At 57.3% G+C, this 17,971-nt stretch carries 19 protein-coding genes; 10 read left to right on the forward strand and 9 right to left on the reverse strand.

Features of this window, described 5'->3' with window-relative positions; genetic code table 11:
- Nucleotides 1–4: 4 nt before the first annotated feature.
- Genes BLR97_RS07505 through BLR97_RS07515 form a run of 3 tightly spaced genes read right to left on the reverse strand, consistent with a single transcriptional unit; the run spans nucleotide 5 to nucleotide 1,871 of the window.
- Nucleotides 5–223, reverse strand: coding sequence for a DUF1653 domain-containing protein (locus tag BLR97_RS07505; RefSeq protein ID WP_089704337.1), 219 nt, complete (start codon nucleotides 221–223; stop codon nucleotides 5–7).
- Nucleotides 220–1,086, reverse strand: coding sequence for a tRNA cyclic N6-threonylcarbamoyladenosine(37) synthase TcdA (gene tcdA, locus BLR97_RS07510; protein ID WP_244511255.1), 867 nt, complete (start codon nucleotides 1,084–1,086; stop codon nucleotides 220–222). The genes BLR97_RS07505 and tcdA overlap by 4 nt, the downstream gene beginning before the upstream one ends.
- An 11-nt stretch (nucleotides 1,087–1,097) precedes the next feature.
- Nucleotides 1,098–1,871 carry a pseudouridine synthase gene (locus BLR97_RS07515; RefSeq protein ID WP_089704340.1) on the reverse strand — a complete coding sequence of 258 codons (774 nt, stop codon included), beginning with the start codon at nucleotides 1,869–1,871 and terminating at the stop codon, nucleotides 1,098–1,100.
- Between the two features lie 195 nt (nucleotides 1,872–2,066).
- Here BLR97_RS07515 and sodC point away from each other — a divergent pair, with 195 nt between their 5' ends.
- Nucleotides 2,067–2,633, forward strand: coding sequence for a superoxide dismutase family protein (gene sodC / locus BLR97_RS07520; RefSeq protein WP_089704343.1), 567 nt, complete (start codon nucleotides 2,067–2,069; stop codon nucleotides 2,631–2,633).
- A 67-nt stretch (nucleotides 2,634–2,700) separates the two neighbouring features.
- On the opposite strand, the gene bfr is transcribed toward sodC, so the two are convergent.
- The 5 genes from bfr to lptF form a co-directional block, all read right to left on the reverse strand.
- On the reverse strand, nucleotides 2,701–3,183 hold the full coding sequence (bfr, locus tag BLR97_RS07525) for a bacterioferritin (protein ID WP_089704346.1): 483 nt from the start codon (nucleotides 3,181–3,183) through the stop codon (nucleotides 2,701–2,703).
- 182 nt (nucleotides 3,184–3,365) lie between these two features.
- Nucleotides 3,366–3,572: a (2Fe-2S)-binding protein gene (locus BLR97_RS07530; RefSeq protein ID WP_089704350.1), complete on the reverse strand. Its 207-nt coding sequence runs from the start codon at nucleotides 3,570–3,572 to the stop codon at nucleotides 3,366–3,368.
- 85 nt (nucleotides 3,573–3,657) lie between these two features.
- Nucleotides 3,658–4,143, reverse strand: a complete 486-nt coding sequence (locus BLR97_RS07535; RefSeq protein ID WP_089704352.1) for an RDD family protein — start codon at nucleotides 4,141–4,143, stop codon at nucleotides 3,658–3,660.
- A gap of 21 nt (nucleotides 4,144–4,164) precedes the next feature.
- Nucleotides 4,165–5,244: an LPS export ABC transporter permease LptG gene (gene lptG, locus BLR97_RS07540; protein WP_089704355.1), complete on the reverse strand. Its 1,080-nt coding sequence runs from the start codon at nucleotides 5,242–5,244 to the stop codon at nucleotides 4,165–4,167.
- Nucleotides 5,244–6,320: an LPS export ABC transporter permease LptF gene (lptF, locus tag BLR97_RS07545; RefSeq protein ID WP_089704358.1), complete on the reverse strand. Its 1,077-nt coding sequence runs from the start codon at nucleotides 6,318–6,320 to the stop codon at nucleotides 5,244–5,246. The genes lptG and lptF overlap by 1 nt, the downstream gene beginning before the upstream one ends.
- 105 nt (nucleotides 6,321–6,425) lie before the next feature.
- Here lptF and BLR97_RS07550 point away from each other — a divergent pair, with 105 nt between their 5' ends.
- The 5 genes from BLR97_RS07550 to BLR97_RS07570 all read left to right on the forward strand — a co-directional run bounded on the left by BLR97_RS07550 (nucleotide 6,426) and on the right by BLR97_RS07570 (nucleotide 12,016).
- Complete coding sequence (locus BLR97_RS07550) at nucleotides 6,426–7,946, forward strand: leucyl aminopeptidase (protein WP_089704361.1); 1,521 nt, start codon at nucleotides 6,426–6,428, stop codon at nucleotides 7,944–7,946.
- 147 nt (nucleotides 7,947–8,093) lie between these two features.
- Nucleotides 8,094–9,206 carry a branched-chain amino acid aminotransferase gene (locus BLR97_RS07555; protein ID WP_089704364.1) on the forward strand — a complete coding sequence of 371 codons (1,113 nt, stop codon included), beginning with the start codon at nucleotides 8,094–8,096 and terminating at the stop codon, nucleotides 9,204–9,206.
- Nucleotides 9,207–9,284: 78 nt separating this feature from the next.
- Nucleotides 9,285–9,716 carry a DNA polymerase III subunit chi gene (locus BLR97_RS07560; protein ID WP_089704369.1) on the forward strand — a complete coding sequence of 144 codons (432 nt, stop codon included), beginning with the start codon at nucleotides 9,285–9,287 and terminating at the stop codon, nucleotides 9,714–9,716.
- Between the two features lie 79 nt (nucleotides 9,717–9,795).
- Nucleotides 9,796–11,271, forward strand: a complete 1,476-nt coding sequence (locus BLR97_RS07565; RefSeq protein ID WP_089704372.1) for a Fic family protein — start codon at nucleotides 9,796–9,798, stop codon at nucleotides 11,269–11,271.
- A gap of 106 nt (nucleotides 11,272–11,377) precedes the next feature.
- Complete coding sequence (locus tag BLR97_RS07570) at nucleotides 11,378–12,016, forward strand: PDDEXK nuclease domain-containing protein (RefSeq protein WP_479694207.1); 639 nt, start codon at nucleotides 11,378–11,380, stop codon at nucleotides 12,014–12,016.
- Nucleotides 12,017–12,171: 155 nt separating this feature from the next.
- Here BLR97_RS07570 and BLR97_RS07575 read toward each other — a convergent pair whose 3' ends face one another.
- Complete coding sequence (locus BLR97_RS07575) at nucleotides 12,172–12,642, reverse strand: Spy/CpxP family protein refolding chaperone (protein ID WP_089704375.1); 471 nt, start codon at nucleotides 12,640–12,642, stop codon at nucleotides 12,172–12,174.
- Nucleotides 12,643–12,804: 162 nt separating this feature from the next.
- Here BLR97_RS07575 and BLR97_RS07580 point away from each other — a divergent pair, with 162 nt between their 5' ends.
- The 4 genes from BLR97_RS07580 to BLR97_RS19710 all read left to right on the forward strand — a co-directional run bounded on the left by BLR97_RS07580 (nucleotide 12,805) and on the right by BLR97_RS19710 (nucleotide 17,728).
- Nucleotides 12,805–13,980 carry an MFS transporter gene (locus BLR97_RS07580; RefSeq protein WP_089704379.1) on the forward strand — a complete coding sequence of 392 codons (1,176 nt, stop codon included), beginning with the start codon at nucleotides 12,805–12,807 and terminating at the stop codon, nucleotides 13,978–13,980.
- 100 nt (nucleotides 13,981–14,080) lie between these two features.
- Nucleotides 14,081–16,927, forward strand: coding sequence for a valine--tRNA ligase (locus BLR97_RS07585; RefSeq protein WP_089704381.1), 2,847 nt, complete (start codon nucleotides 14,081–14,083; stop codon nucleotides 16,925–16,927).
- Between the two features lie 64 nt (nucleotides 16,928–16,991).
- Nucleotides 16,992–17,564 (forward strand): ATPase, encoded by a 573-nt coding sequence (locus tag BLR97_RS07590; RefSeq protein WP_089704384.1) that lies wholly within the window; start codon nucleotides 16,992–16,994, stop codon nucleotides 17,562–17,564.
- On the forward strand, nucleotides 17,561–17,728 hold the full coding sequence (locus BLR97_RS19710) for a hypothetical protein (RefSeq protein ID WP_170832995.1): 168 nt from the start codon (nucleotides 17,561–17,563) through the stop codon (nucleotides 17,726–17,728). The genes BLR97_RS07590 and BLR97_RS19710 overlap by 4 nt, the downstream gene beginning before the upstream one ends.
- The last annotated feature ends 243 nt before the right edge of the window (nucleotides 17,729–17,971 follow it).

Consider the following 17,971-nt stretch of genomic DNA (forward strand, 5'->3'; position numbering starts at 1 on the left):
AGGCTTAAAACGCTTTCTCCAGCGCAAAGCGTGGCTGGGTATGGCCGTCTTTTGTCACCGTTTCAACAAACATCTCAAGCGGACGCACCCAGAGGCCGTAGTCGCCGTATAGCGCACGATATACCACCAACAACTCTTCGCTTTCGCTGTGCTGGGCGGTGCCGAGCACTTCGTAAAGACTGCCCTTATAGTGGCGATAAATACCGGGAACGGGAGCGGTCATTCGCTTTCCTTCTGAATAGCTGGCTGGTTGGCTTTTTTGGCGAGCCGCTCAAGCACTTTTGAAGCGGCGACAAAGCCGAAGGTACCGGTCAAAAAAGTGGCGGCGCCGAAACCGGAGGCGCAGTCCAGTCGGGTAGCGTCACCACTGCCGGGCTTTTGCAGGCACACCTCGCCGTCGCCGCTGGGGTACACCAGCTGCTCGTCAGAGTAGACGCACTCCACCGAGAAGCGCCGCTTGGGGTTGCGGGAGAAGCCGTAGTCCCGGCGCAGTCGTGAGCGCACTTTGGATAACAGTGGGTCGTGCTCGGTGCGGGTGAGATCGGCGACCTGAATCCTCGTAGGATCGGTTTGACCACCCGCCGCGCCAGTCACGGTGATGGGGATTTTGCGCCGCTTGCACCAGGCGATCAGCGCGGCCTTGGCGATCACGCTATCGATGGCATCCACCACGTGATCAGCGTCAGCTGGGATACGTTCGGCTAGGTTAGTGGGCGTCACGAAGGCGGTGTCAGCCATAATCTCGATCTCGGGAGCAATCAAACGACAGCGCTCGGCCAGCACCTCAACTTTAGGTTGACCGATGGTGCCATCTAACGCATGCAGCTGGCGGTTGACGTTAGACACACAGACGTCGTCCAAATCAATCAGCGTCAGCTTGCCAATACCCGAGCGCGCCAGCGCCTCTACGGCCCAACTGCCCACACCGCCGACGCCGACCACCACTACGTGGGCATGTCGAAACGCCTCAGCAGCTCGCTGCCCGTAGAGGCGACGAATCCCACCAAAGCGAAAGTCATAGCCCGCAGAAGCGGGTTCCCGCTGGGCAGCGGATATGGGTTGATCTGGAGGCACGGTTGAGGACATAGCAGACTCATTCATAGCGCTTGGAGGGCTGACGGAGTGGTGTGGGGTGGCATACGCACGCTATCCAGCGGCAAGTGCCCTGCCCAGCCGAGATGATGAAATAACGCCGTCATCGTGTCATCCAGCGCACAGCTAAACTCCATCCGCTTGTCTAACAGGGGATGATCAAATGCAAGATAAGTGGCCGCCAGCAATAACCGAGGCGCACTAAGCCGCTCGGCAAAAAAGCGATTATGAACACTTTTGCCGTGCTTGGCATCGCCGATAATCGGATAGCCACGTCGCGATAGATGACGGCGAATCTGGTGGCGTCGCCCGGTCAACGGCCGCGCTTCCACCAACGCGTAACGCGCCACCGGATAGCGGTCTACCTGAACCGGCAGCTCGACGCTGTCTAGACGGCGAATATCCGTCATCGCGGGCATGGCGGGCATTTCCGCCTTGGGACGGGTGCCGTCCTCTTCCCGCAACGGATAGTCCAAACGCTCACTTTCCGGTGCTTTACCGCGCACCACAGCCAGGTAGCGTTTTTCTACCTGTCGCTCGCTGAAGGCGTCGCTAAGCAGGCCAGCCACTGTAGATGAGAGCGCAAACACCATCACGCCCGATGTGGGTCGGTCTAACCGATGCACTGGATAGACCCGCTTGCCGATCTGATCACGCAACCGCTGGAGCAAGAATTCGGTTTCGCCCCGCGCCAACGCCGAGCGGTGCACCAAAAGTCCCGACGGCTTATGCACCGCAACGAGATATTCATCCTGATAAAGGATGTTCAATGGCGTCATAACGCTCCCAGATAATAGCCAGTCACTAAAACTATTTACAAAAACAAGGCGCCATTGTCGCGGCTTACCAGGGCGTTGTCATCCTCACAATGAGTAAAGCGCTTGCTTGATGGATTGGCAGGTTAGCCAGTAGCCAACTACTTTGAAGGGGTACCTTATCAATTGTTTCCACGGATCTGGAAAGGAGTCACGACCATGCGTTATGTTTCATTAATCGGTGGCCTTGCCGCCTCGCTACTGCTTGTCTCTGCTGCTCAGGCAAATGAGAGCATGGAAGTAGAAATGCATAAGGTCAGTGCCGAGGGTGTTGGGGAATCCATCGGTACTATCAAACTTGATGACGCTGAACACGGTTTGCTGTTAACGCCGGATCTAAGCGACCTGGAGACCGGTGTGCACGGTTTTCATGTGCACGAAAACCCGAGCTGCGAAGCCCAGGAAAATGATAGCGGTCACATGACCGCCGCGCTTTATGCCGGTGGCCACTACGACCCAGAAGAAACAGAGACCCATGAAGGGCCTTATGGAAAGGGACATCTAGGCGACCTTCCGGTGTTAACGGTTAATGACGATGGCGTCGCTGATTTGCCCGTGCTCGCGCCGCGCTTGAGCGTCAAAGATATCCAAGGGCGCAGCATTATGATTCATGAGGGTGGCGACAATTACTCGGATGACCCAAAGGCGCTTGGCGGCGGTGGCAGCCGTGTAGCCTGCGGCATAGTGGAAACCTCAGATGATTCTGATGACGATGACTCTGAGTAAGGCTTAAAACAAAACGGGCAGCCAATTGGCTGCCCGTTTTACGTTGCAAACTGACCAGCTTAAACGTTTACTCGTCACCGGCCATTTGCATCTGACGCTGCATATAATTCTGAATGCCCACCTTGTCGATCAAACCAAGCTCGGTTTCGATGTGGTCGATATGATCTTCCTCGTCGGCGAGCAAGTCACGCAGCATGTCGCGTGTCACGTAGTCTTTTACGCTCTCGCAATAAGTAATGGCGTCGATGTAGTCATTACGGCCGTCATGCTCGATTTTTAAGTCGCACTCAAGCATCTCTTTGACGTTTTCACCAATGTGCAGCTTGCCCAAGTCCTGAAGGTTGGGAATACCTTCGAGAAACAGAATACGCTCGATGATTTTATCGGCGTGCTGCATCTCTTCGATGGACTCATCATATTCCCACTTGGCAAGCGCCTGCAGGCCCCAATCTTTGTACATTTTGGCGTGCAAAAAATATTGGTTGATCGCGACCAATTCGTTGCCAAGTGCAATGTTGAGGTGCTGAATTACTTTCGGATCACCTTTCATGACGTCACCTTTTCTCTGTAATGCTGACGGTTTAATAAACACGATCAAGCAGTTACGTAAATGAAGGAGTATAGGCCATGGAAGGGCATACTCCCTGTCTTACAGGGAGTATAAGGAAGGGGCTTAAAAATTCAAGTAAATCAAATATTTGCTAACGATAAATCGAACAATAGCGATTCGCGTCACACCGCGTAGGCGAGATCCATATTGGCTTCTAAACGAGCCTCATGAACCGCTTCACGAGTGAGGGATTTTGCAAAGCAGGCACACTTACCGCACTGAGTGGCGCAGCCGGTGGCTTCACGAACTTCTCGCCAGGTGCGCGCTCCGTCGCTAACCTGCTGGCGAATCTGATGGTCGGTTACTCCCTTGCACACACAAACGTACATGGCTGCACCTCATAAATGTCATGAGATGAATGTAAATGATTCGCATACATCTTTGCAAGTAAAAATGTATAGCCTTTAGTAGCGATTAGTCTTTGGCGTTGTGCTTGGGTAACACGACCGTCGACGTGTTGGACGCGATGTCTGGCCAACTGCGGCGCTGGGTATCAAATAGCACCCACCAATAGCCTATTCCCAGCGCCGCCAAGGACAGCCAAGCAGTAAGACAGCGCACCAGGCTTTGTTTCAATGAGATGGCGTCTCCCTCGGTGGTTTGCACCCGCAGCCGCCATGCCTGCATACCCAGTGTCATACCACCCCGCCGCCAGAAATACACAAAAAACAGCGTGGTAAACAACACCAGCAATAGTCGCAGGCTCCAAATATCCACGCCCATGGTGCCAATATCTTCTGCGCTTTGGCCTAATACGAACCTGAAAAATGCAAGGTGGGCGACGGTGACCGCCATCCAGATCGCGGTGAGCAACAGGCCGTCGTAAAGCATCGCGCCAACTCGCCGCCCTAAACCTGCGGGCCGCGCATTGGTTTGCTGGGAAAAGCGACGTTCAGCCATGAAGTTCCCTAAAGATGAAGGTTAGCCGTTGCGGCGCAGAAAATAGATCCCCACCACTGCACACGCCAAGGTCGGCACCAAAACGGCCCACACGGGCGAGAAACCAAACAGCGTTGAAGCCGGTGCCAGCAAATCCTGAACGTATTTAAAGACCAACCCGGTTACCACACCGTAAAACACCCGGGTACCCGCCGCCACAGTACGCAACGGGCCAAACACGAACGAGGCCGCAATTAACACCAGCGACCCCATGGTGAACGGCAGTAACAGCTTTTGCCAAAAGTACAGTAATGGCTGGTCGGCCTGCAGGCCCTGTTCTTCTAAAAAGCCCGCATAGGCCCATAGCTCGCTGGGCGCTTGGCTCTCCACCGAGCGCAGCAGCCGCTCTAACTGAAGCGGGGTAAAATCGGTGTCCCAGCGTAAGCTGTTAGCATGCTCGGACTCGGTATGGCCATCGAAAATCCGCGTGGTGGCAACATTCTCTAATTGCCAGGCACCATCGTCCCAGCGAGCGCGCTGCGCGTATGTCGCTTCGACAAGACGTTCTTCGTCAAAGCGGTAACGGGTCAAATCCAACACGACATCATCAGCACGAATGGCACCGAAACGGTAAACGCTGTCGCCCTCTACCTGCCAACCGCTACGGCTGGTTAGCATCGCCCCTTCGCCCTGGAGTTTCTCGAGCCGCCAGGCTTCGGCATATTGTTCGGTGCGCGGGCTTACATATTCCGCCACCATCAATACCACGACTACTACCAGCAGTACGGGCTTCATCACGCTCCAGACAATACGCGCCAAGGAGCGACCCGCCGCGCGCATCACGGTTAACTCGTTGCTCGACGCCATGCTGCCCAAGCCAATTAACGCGCCAATCAACACTGCTACCGGCGCGTACTGATAAAACCGCCAGGGCACACGCATTAGCAGATAAAAAAACGCGTCCAACGCACTGTAACCCTCTTTCACATCGCCTAAATCGTCGATGTAGGCAATGGTGATATCCAGGCCCAGCAAGACAAACTGCACGACGACAATGGCCGCCAGCACATTGCGTGCTATGTAGCGGTCGAGACGATCAACGCTTGTTAGCCCATTCAACATTAGCGCATCCCTTTGCGTTGCGAGTGCCAGATCATCAGCAGGCCGAGCACCAAGAAAAGTCCGTGAACGGGCCAAATCCCCAGGACGGTCGACCATGCACCGCTACCCACCGCATCCACGGCCGCCAGCAATAAACTCAGGTATGCCACGTATAAAAAAACAGCGGGAAGCAGCTTGGCAAAGCGTCCCTGCCGGGGGTTCACCCGCGACAGCGGCTGCGCCATGATCGCCAGTACAAAGACCATCAACGGCAACCCAGCCCGCCATTGCCATTGTGCTTGGGCACGATCATTGCCGTCTCGCCACAGCGCCGCCGTCGTGGTGTATTCCAAAGAATCAAGCTCTTGGCGATCACGGCTAAGCCCCAAACGCAGCGTATAGCGCTCAAACGTCAAGCGTTCGGCATTGCGCCGCCCTGGCGTTACGCCATAGCGCTCGCCATCATTAAGCACCAAAAAGCGGCTACCGGTATCCATGCGCGTTTCTTGATAGCCGGTCTTCGCCCGGGTCACGAAATTATAAGCGCCCTCATCGCCGGGCTGGCGCTGCTCGTGAACCAGCACATCCTGCATTTCACCATCGTCATTAAAACCGCTGATATAGGCAGTACGGCCGCCGCCAAACTCCTGAAACCGCCCGGGAGCCAGCACCGAGACGTCTAAGCGGCTACGCTGATCTTCCAAAATAGCCGCGGTTTTCAGCGCGCCCGCAGGCGTTAACCAAAGGCTGCATACCCCCACCAACACCGCCACCGCCGAGGCGGGCAGTAGCGTGACCTTGAGTAATCGAGTGGGGCTCATGCCGCAGGCCACCATGACGGTGATTTCGCTATTCATGTAGAGTTGGCCGTAGGCCAGTAAAATGCCCAGAAAAAACGCCAGCGGGAGAATCAGTTCCATAAAACCCGGCAGGTGATACAACATCAAAGTGCCCAGGATGTTGACCGGAAAATCGCCTTCCGCCGCATCTGAAAAATAGCGGATAAAGCGACTACCCATGATGACTAGCAGTAATATGCCCGCCACAGCAGACATGGTGAGCAATACTTCACGGGTTAAATAGCGGAATAAGATCAACGCGCTCTCCGGCTAGTCGGACAGGATGTCATGCAATGCCTGCGGTGCTTGGGTACACTGGCCCATTATCCTGAATACCTCGATGCTTGTCTTGTTGGAGACGTCATGGAATTTTCCGTTCAGACGGCCAATCCGGCCAAAATAGAAACGGCCTGCCTTGTTGTTCCTGTCTATAAGGACAGCGATTTTCTGCCTGCCGTGGCAAAACTCGACGACGCCAGTGAGCAATTGATTGGTCAACTGGTGGCCAGCGGCGACGTTGATGCCAGCCTGGCGAACATTCAGCTACTGCCGTACGCGCCGGGCCTCGGGGCCCAGCGCCTGCTGTTAGTCGGCCTGGGCGAGCGCGAAAAATGCCATGAAGCAGCGTACTTGAAAGCCCTGGATGCGGCTATGGCGTCGCTGGTTAAACTGCCCATTGGCGAAGCCAGTGTAATGCTGACCGACATACCCTTGGACGATCGCGATACGCGCTGGAAGGCGCGCAAAGTACTCGAGAGTATCGAGCGCGCGAGCTACCGCTTTGATCAGTTCAAACGCAACCCCGCGCCTGCGTCCAGCCTAACCCAGTTAAATTTGATGATCGGCAGCGCCAGCGATGCCGACGCTACCCAAAAAGGGGCCCAACAGGGCAGCGCCATCGGCCAGGGCATTAACTATACGCGTACCTTGGGCAATCTACCGGGCAATGTCTGCACGCCGCGCTATTTAGCCGACCAGGCCGAACAACTTGGGCGCGACTCGAAAGGGGCGTTATCCGTGGATATTCTCGACGAAGACGCGCTAGCTGACTTGGGCGCCGGCGCCCTGCTGTCGGTAGGTCGCGGCAGTCGCGAGCCGACCCGCTTAATCGTCATGAAATATCAAGGCGCCGATAACGCGGACGAAGCCCCACACGTATTGATCGGCAAAGGCATCACCTTCGATACCGGCGGTATCTCGCTCAAGCCTGGCGAAGGCATGGACGAAATGAAATTCGATATGGGCGGCGCCGCCAGCGTGTTCGGCACGGTTAAAGCACTCCTCGAGATCAAGCCCAAGCTCAACCTGGTGTTTATCGTCGCTGCTGCGGAAAACATGCCGGACGGTGCCGCCACCAAACCCGGCGATATCATCACCACCCTCAAGGGGTTAACCGTTGAGGTGCTCAACACTGACGCCGAAGGCCGTTTAGTGCTGTGCGACGCGCTAACCTACGCGGAGCGCTTCAAACCCGCAAGCGTCGTCGATATCGCCACGCTCACTGGCGCGGCCATCATTGCGTTGGGCCATCACGCCACCGGTTTGCTATCCAACGACGACGACCTGGCGCTTGATTTGCTGGAAGCTGGCGACGCATCCTGGGATCGCGCCTGGCACCTGCCCCTATGGGATGAGTACCAAGAGCAGTTGGAGTCCAACTTCGCCGACCTGGCCAACATCGGCGGCCGCCCGGCAGGCACGATTACCGCAGCGTGTTTCCTTTCGCGTTTTGCCGACCGTTTCCCCTGGGCACACCTGGATATCGCCGGCACTGCCTGGCACTCCGGCAAACAGAAAGGCGCGACCGGACGCCCTGTTGGGCTGCTAACGCAGTATTTGCTGGATCGCGAGAACGACGCCCAAGTCGAAAATAGCGACAGCTGAACAACGAGCGGTTGCCTTTAAGCGCCACAACCGTTAAACCTAAACACATCAAGGCGTACGGAGCTTGACTCGGTGCGCCTGTTTTAATGCCCTCACTTATTAAAGTATTCGCCCTAAGAGGCGTGTTGCTAGCGGAGACTAACAGCCGTGCCCACTGCAAGTTTTGATACGCATTTTGAAGCCCTGCCGTCCAATCAGCCGACGGGAGATGAGATTCGCGACGAGATTCTCAAAAACCCCGGCTTTGGCAAACACTTTACCGACCACATGGCGCATATCCGTTGGACGGTAGACGCCGATTGGCATGGTCACCAGGTGCGCCCATACGGGCCGTTGACGCTGGATCCCGCCGCCTCGGTGCTACACTACGGCCAGGAAATTTTCGAAGGGATTAAAGCGTACCGCCATGCCGACGGCTCCATCTGGACGTTCCGCCCCGAGAAAAACGCCGAGCGCTTCCGCCGCAGCGCCCGCCGCCTTGCGCTCCCCGAGCTTTCTGACGAAGATTTCATTGGGTCGCTGAAAGCACTGCTGGCCCAAGACCACAGCTGGGTGCCCACACCCGCCAGCGCTTCTGATGAGTGCAGCCTGTATCTGCGCCCGTTTATGATCGCCTCTGAAGCCTTCTTGGGCGTCCGTCCGGCTCACGAGGTGGATTACTACGTCATTGCCTCGCCGGCGGCGGCCTACTTTAAAGGCGGGATTGAGCCGGTTTCCATCTGGCTTTCTTCTCATTATAAGCGCGCAGCACCCGGCGGCACCGGCTTTGCCAAGTGCGGCGGCAACTACGCGGCATCGCTCGCCGCGCAAAAAGAAGCCGCCGCCAACGATTGTAGCCAAGTTGCGTTTTTAGACGCCGCCGAGAATAAATGGATCGAAGAGCTGGGCGGCATGAACCTGTTCTTCGTCTTCAAAGACGGTCGCTTGGTGACCCCGCGCTTGACCGACACCATTCTGGAAGGCGTCACGCGCAACTCGGTATTAACCCTGGCCAAAGACGAGGGCTTAACCCCGGAAGAACGCCCCATCAGCATCGACGAATGGCGCGAGGGCGCCGCCTCCGGCGAGATTACCGAGGTCTTCGCCTGCGGCACCGCCGCGGTGATCACCCCGGTGGGCGAACTGGTCAGCGAGGAAGAGCGTATTCGTCTCACGGCGGGTGGCAATAACGAAGTGGCCAAGCGCATTCGTACCAAGCTGCTCGACCTGCAATACGGGCGCAGCGAAGACAAATACGGCTGGCTTACCCAGCTAGCGTAATCGCCAACCACCGTTTGCGCCGCCGCTGGACTCCTCCGCCGGCGGCGCCTCCTTGAGACGCCCTGCCAGGAATCCGCTATGGCGCGTATCGACTTTTATATCCTCCCAGACACGACGCTGGACGCACGCCTGCAGTTTGCCTGTAAGTTGGCTGAGACCATCTACCGCAAGGGCTATCGACTACACCTGCACTGCGAAGACAAAGCCCTGGCCCAACAGGCCGACGATGCCCTATGGGGGTTTCGCGACGACGCCTACCTACCCCACGCTCTAGAAGATAGCGACATGGCCGCCAACGTGCCGATTACGCTGGGCTGGCAGCAGTTACCAGTGCCCACGGAAGAGACCGCCCTGCTCAATCTGCACCCGGACATTCCCGAGGGCATTGAGCATTACGTACGGATTGCCGAGATCATCAATCAGCACCAGCAAGTGCTGGTCGCCAAGCGCGCCTGCTGGCAGCGCTATAAGGAAATGGGCCATGAGGTCGTCCCGCACAAGTTGGGGTAGGTACAGTGCACCTAATATGAAGAGGCTTGGCCGGACACCGAAATTGACGTTTTCCTCGCGAGCTGAAACTAAGTAAGCCATGACGATAAGTGAACTTCTTGAGATGGTCGCACGCGGCGAAGACAGCCGCCACCAGTTCAAACGCGATGCCACCAACGCGGATGGCCTTGCCGCTGAGCTGGCTGCTTTCGCCAACAGTGGCGGCGGCTGGTTGTTTCTGGGCGTTAATGATGATGGCTCGATTGCGGGACTGGATGGCGCGATGGTTCGGCGGCTGAACCAGTTGCTTGGCAATGCCGCCTCCCAGCATGTGCGCCCACCGGTGCATCCGATAACCGAGAATGTGCAGACGGATCAGGGCATTGTGGTCGTGATAGAAGTGCCCGATGGCTTAGCCAAACCGTATCTCGATAATCAAGGCCGCATCTGGGTCAAGCAGGGTTCGGACAAGCGGCATGTGACTTCCCGCGAAGAGTTACAGCGCATGTTCCAGCGCTCCGGGTTAGTTTACGCCGATGTGGTGCCGGTGGCAGGCTCCTCGGTGGAAGATATCGATGACAAGGCTTTTACCGCCTATTTCAATCGTCGCTATGGCGAGAATAGCGAGTACGCTGGCCTTACACGGGAGCAGTTGCTGCAGAACCTGGGCTTGGGCGATGGACAGGAGCTAAATCTGGCGGGATTAATGCTGTTCGGCCGCAATTCCCAGCGCTGGCGCCCTGCCTTTGAGGTGAAGGCGGTGGCCTTTCCCGGCACCGAGCTGCACGATACCCGCTACCTAGACAGCGAAGACATCAAAGGCACCCTGCTGGAGCAGTTCCGGGGCGCTTTCGCGTTTATCAAACGCAACCTGCACCATGTGCAGCATGGGCGGGGGTTCAACACCCTGGGCGAGCTTGAGATTCCCGAAACGGCGCTGGAAGAGTTACTGGTCAATGCCTTGATCCACCGGGACTACTTCACCAGCGCCTCCGTCCGCTTGATGGTCTTTGCCGACCGCGTGGAGATCGTCAGCCCTGGCCACCTACCGGACAGCCTGAGCCCCGACGACATTAGCCGGGGAAAGACCATCCGCCGCAATCCCACACTCACTGAACATGCTTCTCATATCCTGCCTTATCGCGGCATGGGTAGTGGCATTCCACGAGCGCTTGAGGCTTGGCCTCGAATCGACTTGGTGGACGATCCTTCGGGCAATCAATTCAGCGTCATTGTCTGGCGGCCGGAGGCAGAATGGCTGGGCGCTTCCCCACCCGTCACCGACCAAGTCACCGACCAAGTCACCGACCAAGTCACCGACCAAGTCACCGGGGAAGTCAGCCCGGAAGTCGCTCGTCTGCTTGAATCCTTGGAAGGCGAAATGACACGGGCCGAGTTACAGGATATTTTGGGTCTCAAACACCTGCCTCATTTCCGAAACGCGTACTTGCGACCGGCACTGAACGCAGGCTTGATTGAGCAGACAATTCCGGATAAGCCCAATAGCCGCTTGCAGAAATACCGTTTAACGGTTGTTGGTAAGCTGTGGGTAGAAAATCAAGGAAAGCAGACTTGAGATGAACAAGCCATCCACCTCCGATCCGATACTTCTGTCTGAGCTTCGCCAACTGATCGATTCGGCAAAGTAAAGAGCTGCCGCCGCCGTTAATTCAGAGCTGACCTTGTTTTATTGGCAGCTAGGCAGCCGCATTCAGTCGATGCTATTTGAGCGAACCGCCATTTCCCGCAAGCCGGAAGAGACCATTCGACATGAACTGCAAACCCTGCGCGATGTCGGTCAGCCCTCGCCGCAGCTACTGCTGAAAGACCCTTATGTGCTGGATTCTCTGGGTTTAAATGACCGCTACCTAGAGCGGGATCTGGAAGACGCGATTCTGCGTGAGATTGAGCAGTTCCTTCTGGAGCTGGGAGCGGAGTTCACCTTTGTGGCGCGCCAAAAACGCATCCAGATCGATGACGAGGATTTCTACATCGACCTGCTGTTTTACAACCGCAAGCTCAAGCGGCTGGTTGTGATTGACCTGAAGCTGGGGCGCTTCAAAGCAGAGTATAAGGGCCAAATGGAGCTTTATCTGCGCTGGCTAGCCAAGCATGAGCAAGAAGCCGATGAAAACCCGCCTTTAGGAATAATTCTCTGCGCCGGTAAGCAGGAGCAGATTGAACTGCTGGAATTGGATAACAGCGGTATTCACGTGGCGGAATACCTGACCGTCCTGCCATCCCGTGAGGCCTTGCAGGCCAAGCTGCACCAATCCATTGAAAGCGCACGCGTACGCTTGTCAGACGAACAGGAAAGGTAATGCCATGACCACCCGTCATAAACGCGAGACCCCGCACGTGGCGGGGTCATCAATGGAGAAGACAATCACTATCAGGCCGGTCAGGCAGTCTGCCTGACCGGTTCTCTATCACTGCTCTCCATCACTGCTTTCCATCAGTACAAGGCGTCTTCGCTTTAGCCGCCCTGTTGCTGCTGTTGTTGCTGTTGCATCTGCTCCCGCATCTGTTGCATTTGCTCCTGCCGCTGAGCCACGGCTTCATCCAGTTGATCACGCTGTTCCTGAGTGAATACGCCTTCGATCTGAGACTGCATGATGATGGCATCAGCAGTCATTTCGGCCGTAAGGTCACCAAGACGCTCCGCGTTTTCGCGGATGGCCGCTTCATCGTAATCGGGCTGAACCTGCTCGCCGAGTTGCTGTTGCAGCTCCTGGGCTTCCTGCTCCTTGGCACCGATCTCATCTTGCATCTGGGTCATGAGGCTGCTGATTTCCTCTTTCTGCCCTTCATCCAGATCGACCATTTCGTCGAGCTGATTGACCTGATCATCGATACTGGGAGGGCCACCCCCCATTTGCTGGGCCATGACGGGGACACTGAATACCAGTGCTGCGACTGCCGGAGCGAAAAGCTTGGCTATTGGCATAAAAACTCCAATTACGTACAAATTTGTATTTCCTGCCCGACGAAATCCTGACGGGTCGTGCGATCCGACAGTGCTATTTTCAAAAAATTCGTCGTAACGACAAATTGTTGATTAACATGGGCTGGCCCTTGCCGCGCCATTTCCACCCATGGAGACGTCTACGTGTTAACGCGCTACCCGCTTGTAACGATCGTCATCGCCCAGCTGTTCGGCACCTCGCTGTGGTTCAGCGTCAACGGCGTAGGCCTGGCGCTGCAGGAGGCCGTCGGGCTGAGCGGGCGTGACCTTGGCCTGTTGACGATTGCCGTTCAGGCGGGGTTTATCAGCGGCACGTTGTTTATTGCAACGACAGGCCTTGCCGACCGCGTCCGCGCCAGCCATCTGTTTGCGCTTTCCGCAGTACTCGGCGCGCTGATCAATGCGGCGTTCATCACGGTGGCGGATAACGTCACGCTGGCCGCGGTGGCGCGCTTTGCCACGGGGCTTTGTCTGGCGGGGATCTATCCGCTGGGCATGAAACTGGTGGTCAGCTGGACGCCCAGCCACGCCGGGGCGGCGCTGGGTTGGCTTGTCGGCATGCTGACCCTGGGCATCGCCTCGCCGCACCTGCTGCGCGGGCTAACTCTGAGCCTGCCCTGGCAATGGCCGCTACTGCTTGCCTCTCTACTCGCGTTAGTCGCCGCGCTGATGATTTACAAGCTGGGCGTTGGCCCGCACCTGCCCGCCAAGGCCAGCGGTGGCCGCCCCTGGGCGGGGCTTGCGGCGTTTAAACACAAAGATTTTCGGGCGGCGGCGCTTGGCTACTTCGGCCATTGCTGGGAGTTATATGCGCTATGGGCGCTGGTACCGTTTCTGGTGACCCGGGAGCTTGAGCGTCTCGGCGCCAGCAGCAGCGCCCAGCCATGGCTGAGCTTTGCGATCATCGCCGTCGGCCTGCCCGGCTGCGTGCTCGCCGGGCGTTGGAGCCGACGGGTGGGCAGCGCCCGTGTCGCTTTTGTCGCCCTGGCCACCTCGGGCGCCCTATGCCTGATCTACCCGTTGATCGGCGCCGCCCCACCGCTGCTGCTGATCGCGCTAATGCTGGTATGGGGGCTGAGCGTGATCGCCGATTCGGCGCAGTTCTCGGCGCTGGCTTCAGCCACCGCCCCCGCCGAGCGACTGGGCGCCGCCCTTGCCATGATGAATGCCATCGGCTTTGGCCTGACCATCCCGTCGATCGCCCTGGTCACGTCACTATGGGATACCCAGGGCCTAGGCGTTATCTGGTGGTTGCTGCCCGGGCCGGTGCTTGGGCTCATCGCCATGCGCGGGCTGAACCGTCGCCCGGCAAGGGCCTGACGCCCTACCCCTTATCGCGCTATACTTGTCGCCATTTTTTCGACCCTATTTATGAATTCCATGCTTCCCTGCGGGGAGCATCGTTGCGGTGAGCCAATCCATGGAAAAGACCTACCAACCTGAGCAGATCGAGACCCGCTGGTACGAGCGCTGGGAAGCCGACAACCGTTTCGCCCCGTCAGGCCGCGGCGAGCCGTTTTCGATCATGATCCCGCCGCCCAACGTGACCGGCAGTCTGCACATGGGCCACGCGTTCCAGGACACCATTATGGATACCCTGACGCGCTGGAAGCGGATGCAGGCCAACAACACCCTGTGGCAGGTAGGCACCGACCACGCCGGTATCGCCACGCAGATGCTGGTCGAGCGCAAAATTGCCGCTGAAGAAGGCAAGACCCGCCACGACCTGGGTCGCGAAGCGTTTATCGACAAGGTGTGGGAGTGGAAGGAAGAATCCGGTGACCACATTACCCGCCAGCTGCGGCGCATGGGCGCCAGCGTCGACTGGTCCCGAGAGCGCTTCACCATGGACGACGGTTTCTACAAGGCCGTCCAGGAAGTGTTCGTGCGCCTGCACGAAGACAACCTGATTTATCGCGGTAAGCGGCTGGTCAACTGGGACCCAACGCTGCACACCGCGATTTCCGACCTTGAAGTCGAGAACAAGGAGCAGCAGGGCAGCTTCTGGCACTTCCGCTACCCGCTGGCCGACGGCGTCAAAACCGCCGACGGCAAGGATTACCTGGTGGTCGCCACGACACGCCCGGAAACCCTGCTGGGCGATACCGGCGTGGCGGTCAATCCGGAAGACGAACGCTACGCCTCGCTGGTCGGCAAGTTCATCGAGCTGCCGCTGGTCGGTCGCCGTATTCCCATCGTTGCCGATGAACACGCCGACATGGATAAAGGCTCGGGCTGTGTGAAAATCACCCCGGCCCACGACTTCAACGACTACGAGGTCGGCAAGCGCCAGAACCACCTGCTGATCAACGTCTTCTCCAAAAACGCGGCGATTCTTGAGCAAGCTGAAATCTTTGATCTCAAAGGCCAGCCCCAGCCCTTTGAGGACGCCAGCCTGCCCGCCAAGTACGCTGGCCTCGACCGCTTCGAGGCACGCAAGCTGATCGTAGAGGACATGGACGCGCTGGGCCTGCTCGAGCAGGTGGAGGCCGTTAACAACACCATGCCCTACGGCGACCGCTCGGGTGACGTCATCGAGCCGCTGTTGACCGACCAGTGGTTTGTCGCCGTGGAGTCGCTCGCCAAGCCTGCCATTGAAGCGGTGGAAAAAGGCGACATCCAGTTCGTGCCCAAGAACTACGAAAACATGTACTTCGCCTGGATGCGCGACCTCCAGGACTGGTGCATATCCCGACAGCTGTGGTGGGGCCACCGCATTCCCGCCTGGTACGACGAGGAGGGCAATGTCTATGTTGCGCGCACGGAAGTCGAAGCTCGTGAGAAGCACGAACTTGGCCCTGATGTAACATTGACGCAAGACGAAGATGTGCTGGACACCTGGTTCAGCTCGGGCCTGTGGACCTTCGGCACCCTGGGCTGGCCGGAACAAACCCCGGAGCTTGAGACCTTCCACCCGACCAGCGTGCTGGTCACCGGCTTTGACATCATCTTCTTCTGGGTGGCCAGGATGATCATGATGACGCTCAAATTCACCGACGAAGTACCGTTCAAGACGGTCTATGTACACGGCCTGGTGCGCGACGGACAGGGCCAGAAGATGTCCAAGTCCAAGGGCAACGTGCTCGACCCCATCGACCTGATCGATGGTATCAGCCTGGACGCGCTGCTCGAAAAACGCACCGGCAACATGATGCAGCCGCAAAAGGCCAAGGCGATTGCCAAGGCCACCCGCGACGAATTCAAGGACGGCATCGAAGCCCACGGCACCGACGCGCTGCGCTTTACGTTCCTCTCCCAGGCCACCACCGGGCGCGACATCAAGTTCGACATGAACCGCCTGGACGGCTACCGCAACTTCTGCAACAAGCTGTGGAACGCCTCGCGCTACGTGCTGATGAACGCCGAAGGCGAAGATTGCGGCACCGACGGCGGCGAGGTGGAACTCTCCCTGGCCGACCGCTGGATTATCTCCCAGCTGCAGAAAACCGAAGCGCAAGTGACCAAGGCAATGGACGAGTACCGCTTCGACCACGCCTCCCAGGCGCTCTACGAGTTCGTCTGGAACGAGTACTGCGACTGGTACCTGGAGCTTTCCAAGCCGGTACTCTGGGATGAAAATGCCACGGCGGAAGCCAAGCGCGGCACGCGCCGTACGCTGGTGCGCGTGCTCGAAGCCATTCTGCGCCTGGCCCACCCGATGATGCCCTACATCACCGAAGAGATCTGGCAGCGTGTGTCACCGCTTGCGGGTATGTATATGGGTGACGATGCGTCGATCATGCACCAGGCATGGCCGGAAGCCGACAAGAGCAAAATCGACGAGCAGGCGACCCTGGATATCGAATGGCTGAAGGGCGTGATTATCGCCGTGCGCAATATCCGCGCCGAGATGAACATTGCCCCCGGCAAGCCGCTGGACGTGCTGCTGACCAAGGGCAAGGCCGAGGATGCCGAGCGTCTGGAAAGCTACCGTCACTTCCTGGCCAAGCTCGCCAAGCTGGAAAGCGCCACCTGGCTTGAAAACCCCGACGACGCCCCGCTTTCGGCGACGCAGCTGGTGGGCGACATGGAAGTGCTGGTGCCCATGGCCGATTTGATCGACAAGGACACCGAGCTCAAGCGCCTGGCCAAGGAAATCGACAAGCAGGACAAGCTGATCGGCGGCATCGAGAAAAAGCTCAGCAACGAAGGCTTTATCGCCAAAGCCCCCGAAGCCGTGGTGGAAAAAGAGCGCGGCAAGCTGGCCGAGTTCCAGGCCGCCAAACAGCTGCTTGAAGAGCAAAAGGCGAAGATTGCGGCTTTGTAGCATCTAGTTATTACCAAACCCAAAAGCGGTGCTGAGAAGCGCCGCTTCCATTTGGAGTTTGCATATGCCTACCTGCTGGATAATTGCAGGCCCAAACGGGGCGGGTAAAACAACATTTGCGTTTGAGTACCTACCGCAAGTCGCCAATGGCTCCCGCTTTGTCAATGCCGACCTCATTGCCGCCGGTCTTTCGCCATTCGCCCCTGAGAAGGAACTGATGGCGGCAAGCCGATTATTTCTTAAAGAAATTGATTGGTGTATCAAAGCAAAAGATGACTTTGCCTTCGAGACCACGCTTTCGGGTATCACTTATCTCCATAGAATTGATCAGTTACGCAGTAGTGGATGGCGCGTAGTGCTATTCTACTTGGCGTTACCCAGCGTTGAGATGTCTCATATGCGGGTTGCTGAGCGAGTTTCACATGGAGGGCATAACATTCCGAAGAGGGATATAGAACGGCGTTTTCCTCGTAGCCTTTCAAACTTGTTCATGCGCTATAGCGTCGCTGTAGACGAATGTCTTTGTTTTATGAACAGCGGCGTGGAGCCTGAACTGGTATTTGAACAACACGGTCAAACCCGACATATTATTCAGCATGAATATTACCAACACCTTTTGGAGGTAGCCGCATCGTGAATACCGACCGACACACTCCCTCCCCCTTTGCGCAACAAGCACTTGCTGCAATGAAACAGGCTGTCAGCAAGGAGTTAGATCGCAAGAAGCGTTTAGGACACTATGCTGTGGTTTGGAAAGACGGCAAACCGGTTAAAATCGGCGAGGACGCTTCACCGCGTTAATACCAACTTACGTCTATACCCCCATTCTACTGCCGATTTGCTCCCTACTTGACAGGGGATCTTAGAATAGCCGCAGTGCCCTGTTTGCGATTGGGAGCCTGCTTTAGACGAGCAAGGAGAAATGGATAAGGAACAAAACTGAAGACAGCCTGCCCATAGGATCTGGACCATTTGATCCTGATGGTCCGAGGCGGGTCACTACCCTCTAGCGAGTGACGCTGCCCCGCATTCACCCATCGAGGT

Origin of the sequence: Vreelandella arcis (genome assembly GCF_900103865.1) — a bacterium.
In the GTDB taxonomy this organism is placed as follows: Bacteria; Pseudomonadota; Gammaproteobacteria; order Pseudomonadales; family Halomonadaceae; genus Vreelandella; species Vreelandella arcis.

Bases quoted from the DNA above. Each gene is read 5' to 3' on its own strand.
- sodC (WP_089704343.1), top strand. From the start codon at position 2,067: ATGCGTTATGTTTCATTAATCGGTGGCCTTGCCGCCTCGCTACTGCTT.
- BLR97_RS07590 (WP_089704384.1), top strand. From the start codon at position 16,992: ATGCCTACCTGCTGGATAATTGCAGGCCCAAACGGGGCGGGTAAAACA.
- BLR97_RS07505 (WP_089704337.1), bottom strand. From the start codon at position 223: ATGACCGCTCCCGTTCCCGGTATTTATCGCCACTATAAGGGCAGTCTT.
- bfr (WP_089704346.1), bottom strand. From the start codon at position 3,183: ATGAAAGGTGATCCGAAAGTAATTCAGCACCTCAACATTGCACTTGGC.
- BLR97_RS07585 (WP_089704381.1), top strand. From the start codon at position 14,081: ATGGAAAAGACCTACCAACCTGAGCAGATCGAGACCCGCTGGTACGAG.
- BLR97_RS07575 (WP_089704375.1), bottom strand. From the start codon at position 12,642: ATGCCAATAGCCAAGCTTTTCGCTCCGGCAGTCGCAGCACTGGTATTC.
- BLR97_RS07550 (WP_089704361.1), top strand. From the start codon at position 6,426: ATGGAATTTTCCGTTCAGACGGCCAATCCGGCCAAAATAGAAACGGCC.
- BLR97_RS07535 (WP_089704352.1), bottom strand. From the start codon at position 4,143: ATGGCTGAACGTCGCTTTTCCCAGCAAACCAATGCGCGGCCCGCAGGT.
- BLR97_RS07515 (WP_089704340.1), bottom strand. From the start codon at position 1,871: ATGACGCCATTGAACATCCTTTATCAGGATGAATATCTCGTTGCGGTG.
- BLR97_RS07565 (WP_089704372.1), top strand. From the start codon at position 9,796: ATGACGATAAGTGAACTTCTTGAGATGGTCGCACGCGGCGAAGACAGC.
- tcdA (WP_244511255.1), bottom strand. From the start codon at position 1,086: ATGTCCTCAACCGTGCCTCCAGATCAACCCATATCCGCTGCCCAGCGG.
- BLR97_RS07530 (WP_089704350.1), bottom strand. From the start codon at position 3,572: ATGTACGTTTGTGTGTGCAAGGGAGTAACCGACCATCAGATTCGCCAG.
- lptG (WP_089704355.1), bottom strand. From the start codon at position 5,244: ATGTTGAATGGGCTAACAAGCGTTGATCGTCTCGACCGCTACATAGCA.
- BLR97_RS07560 (WP_089704369.1), top strand. From the start codon at position 9,285: ATGGCGCGTATCGACTTTTATATCCTCCCAGACACGACGCTGGACGCA.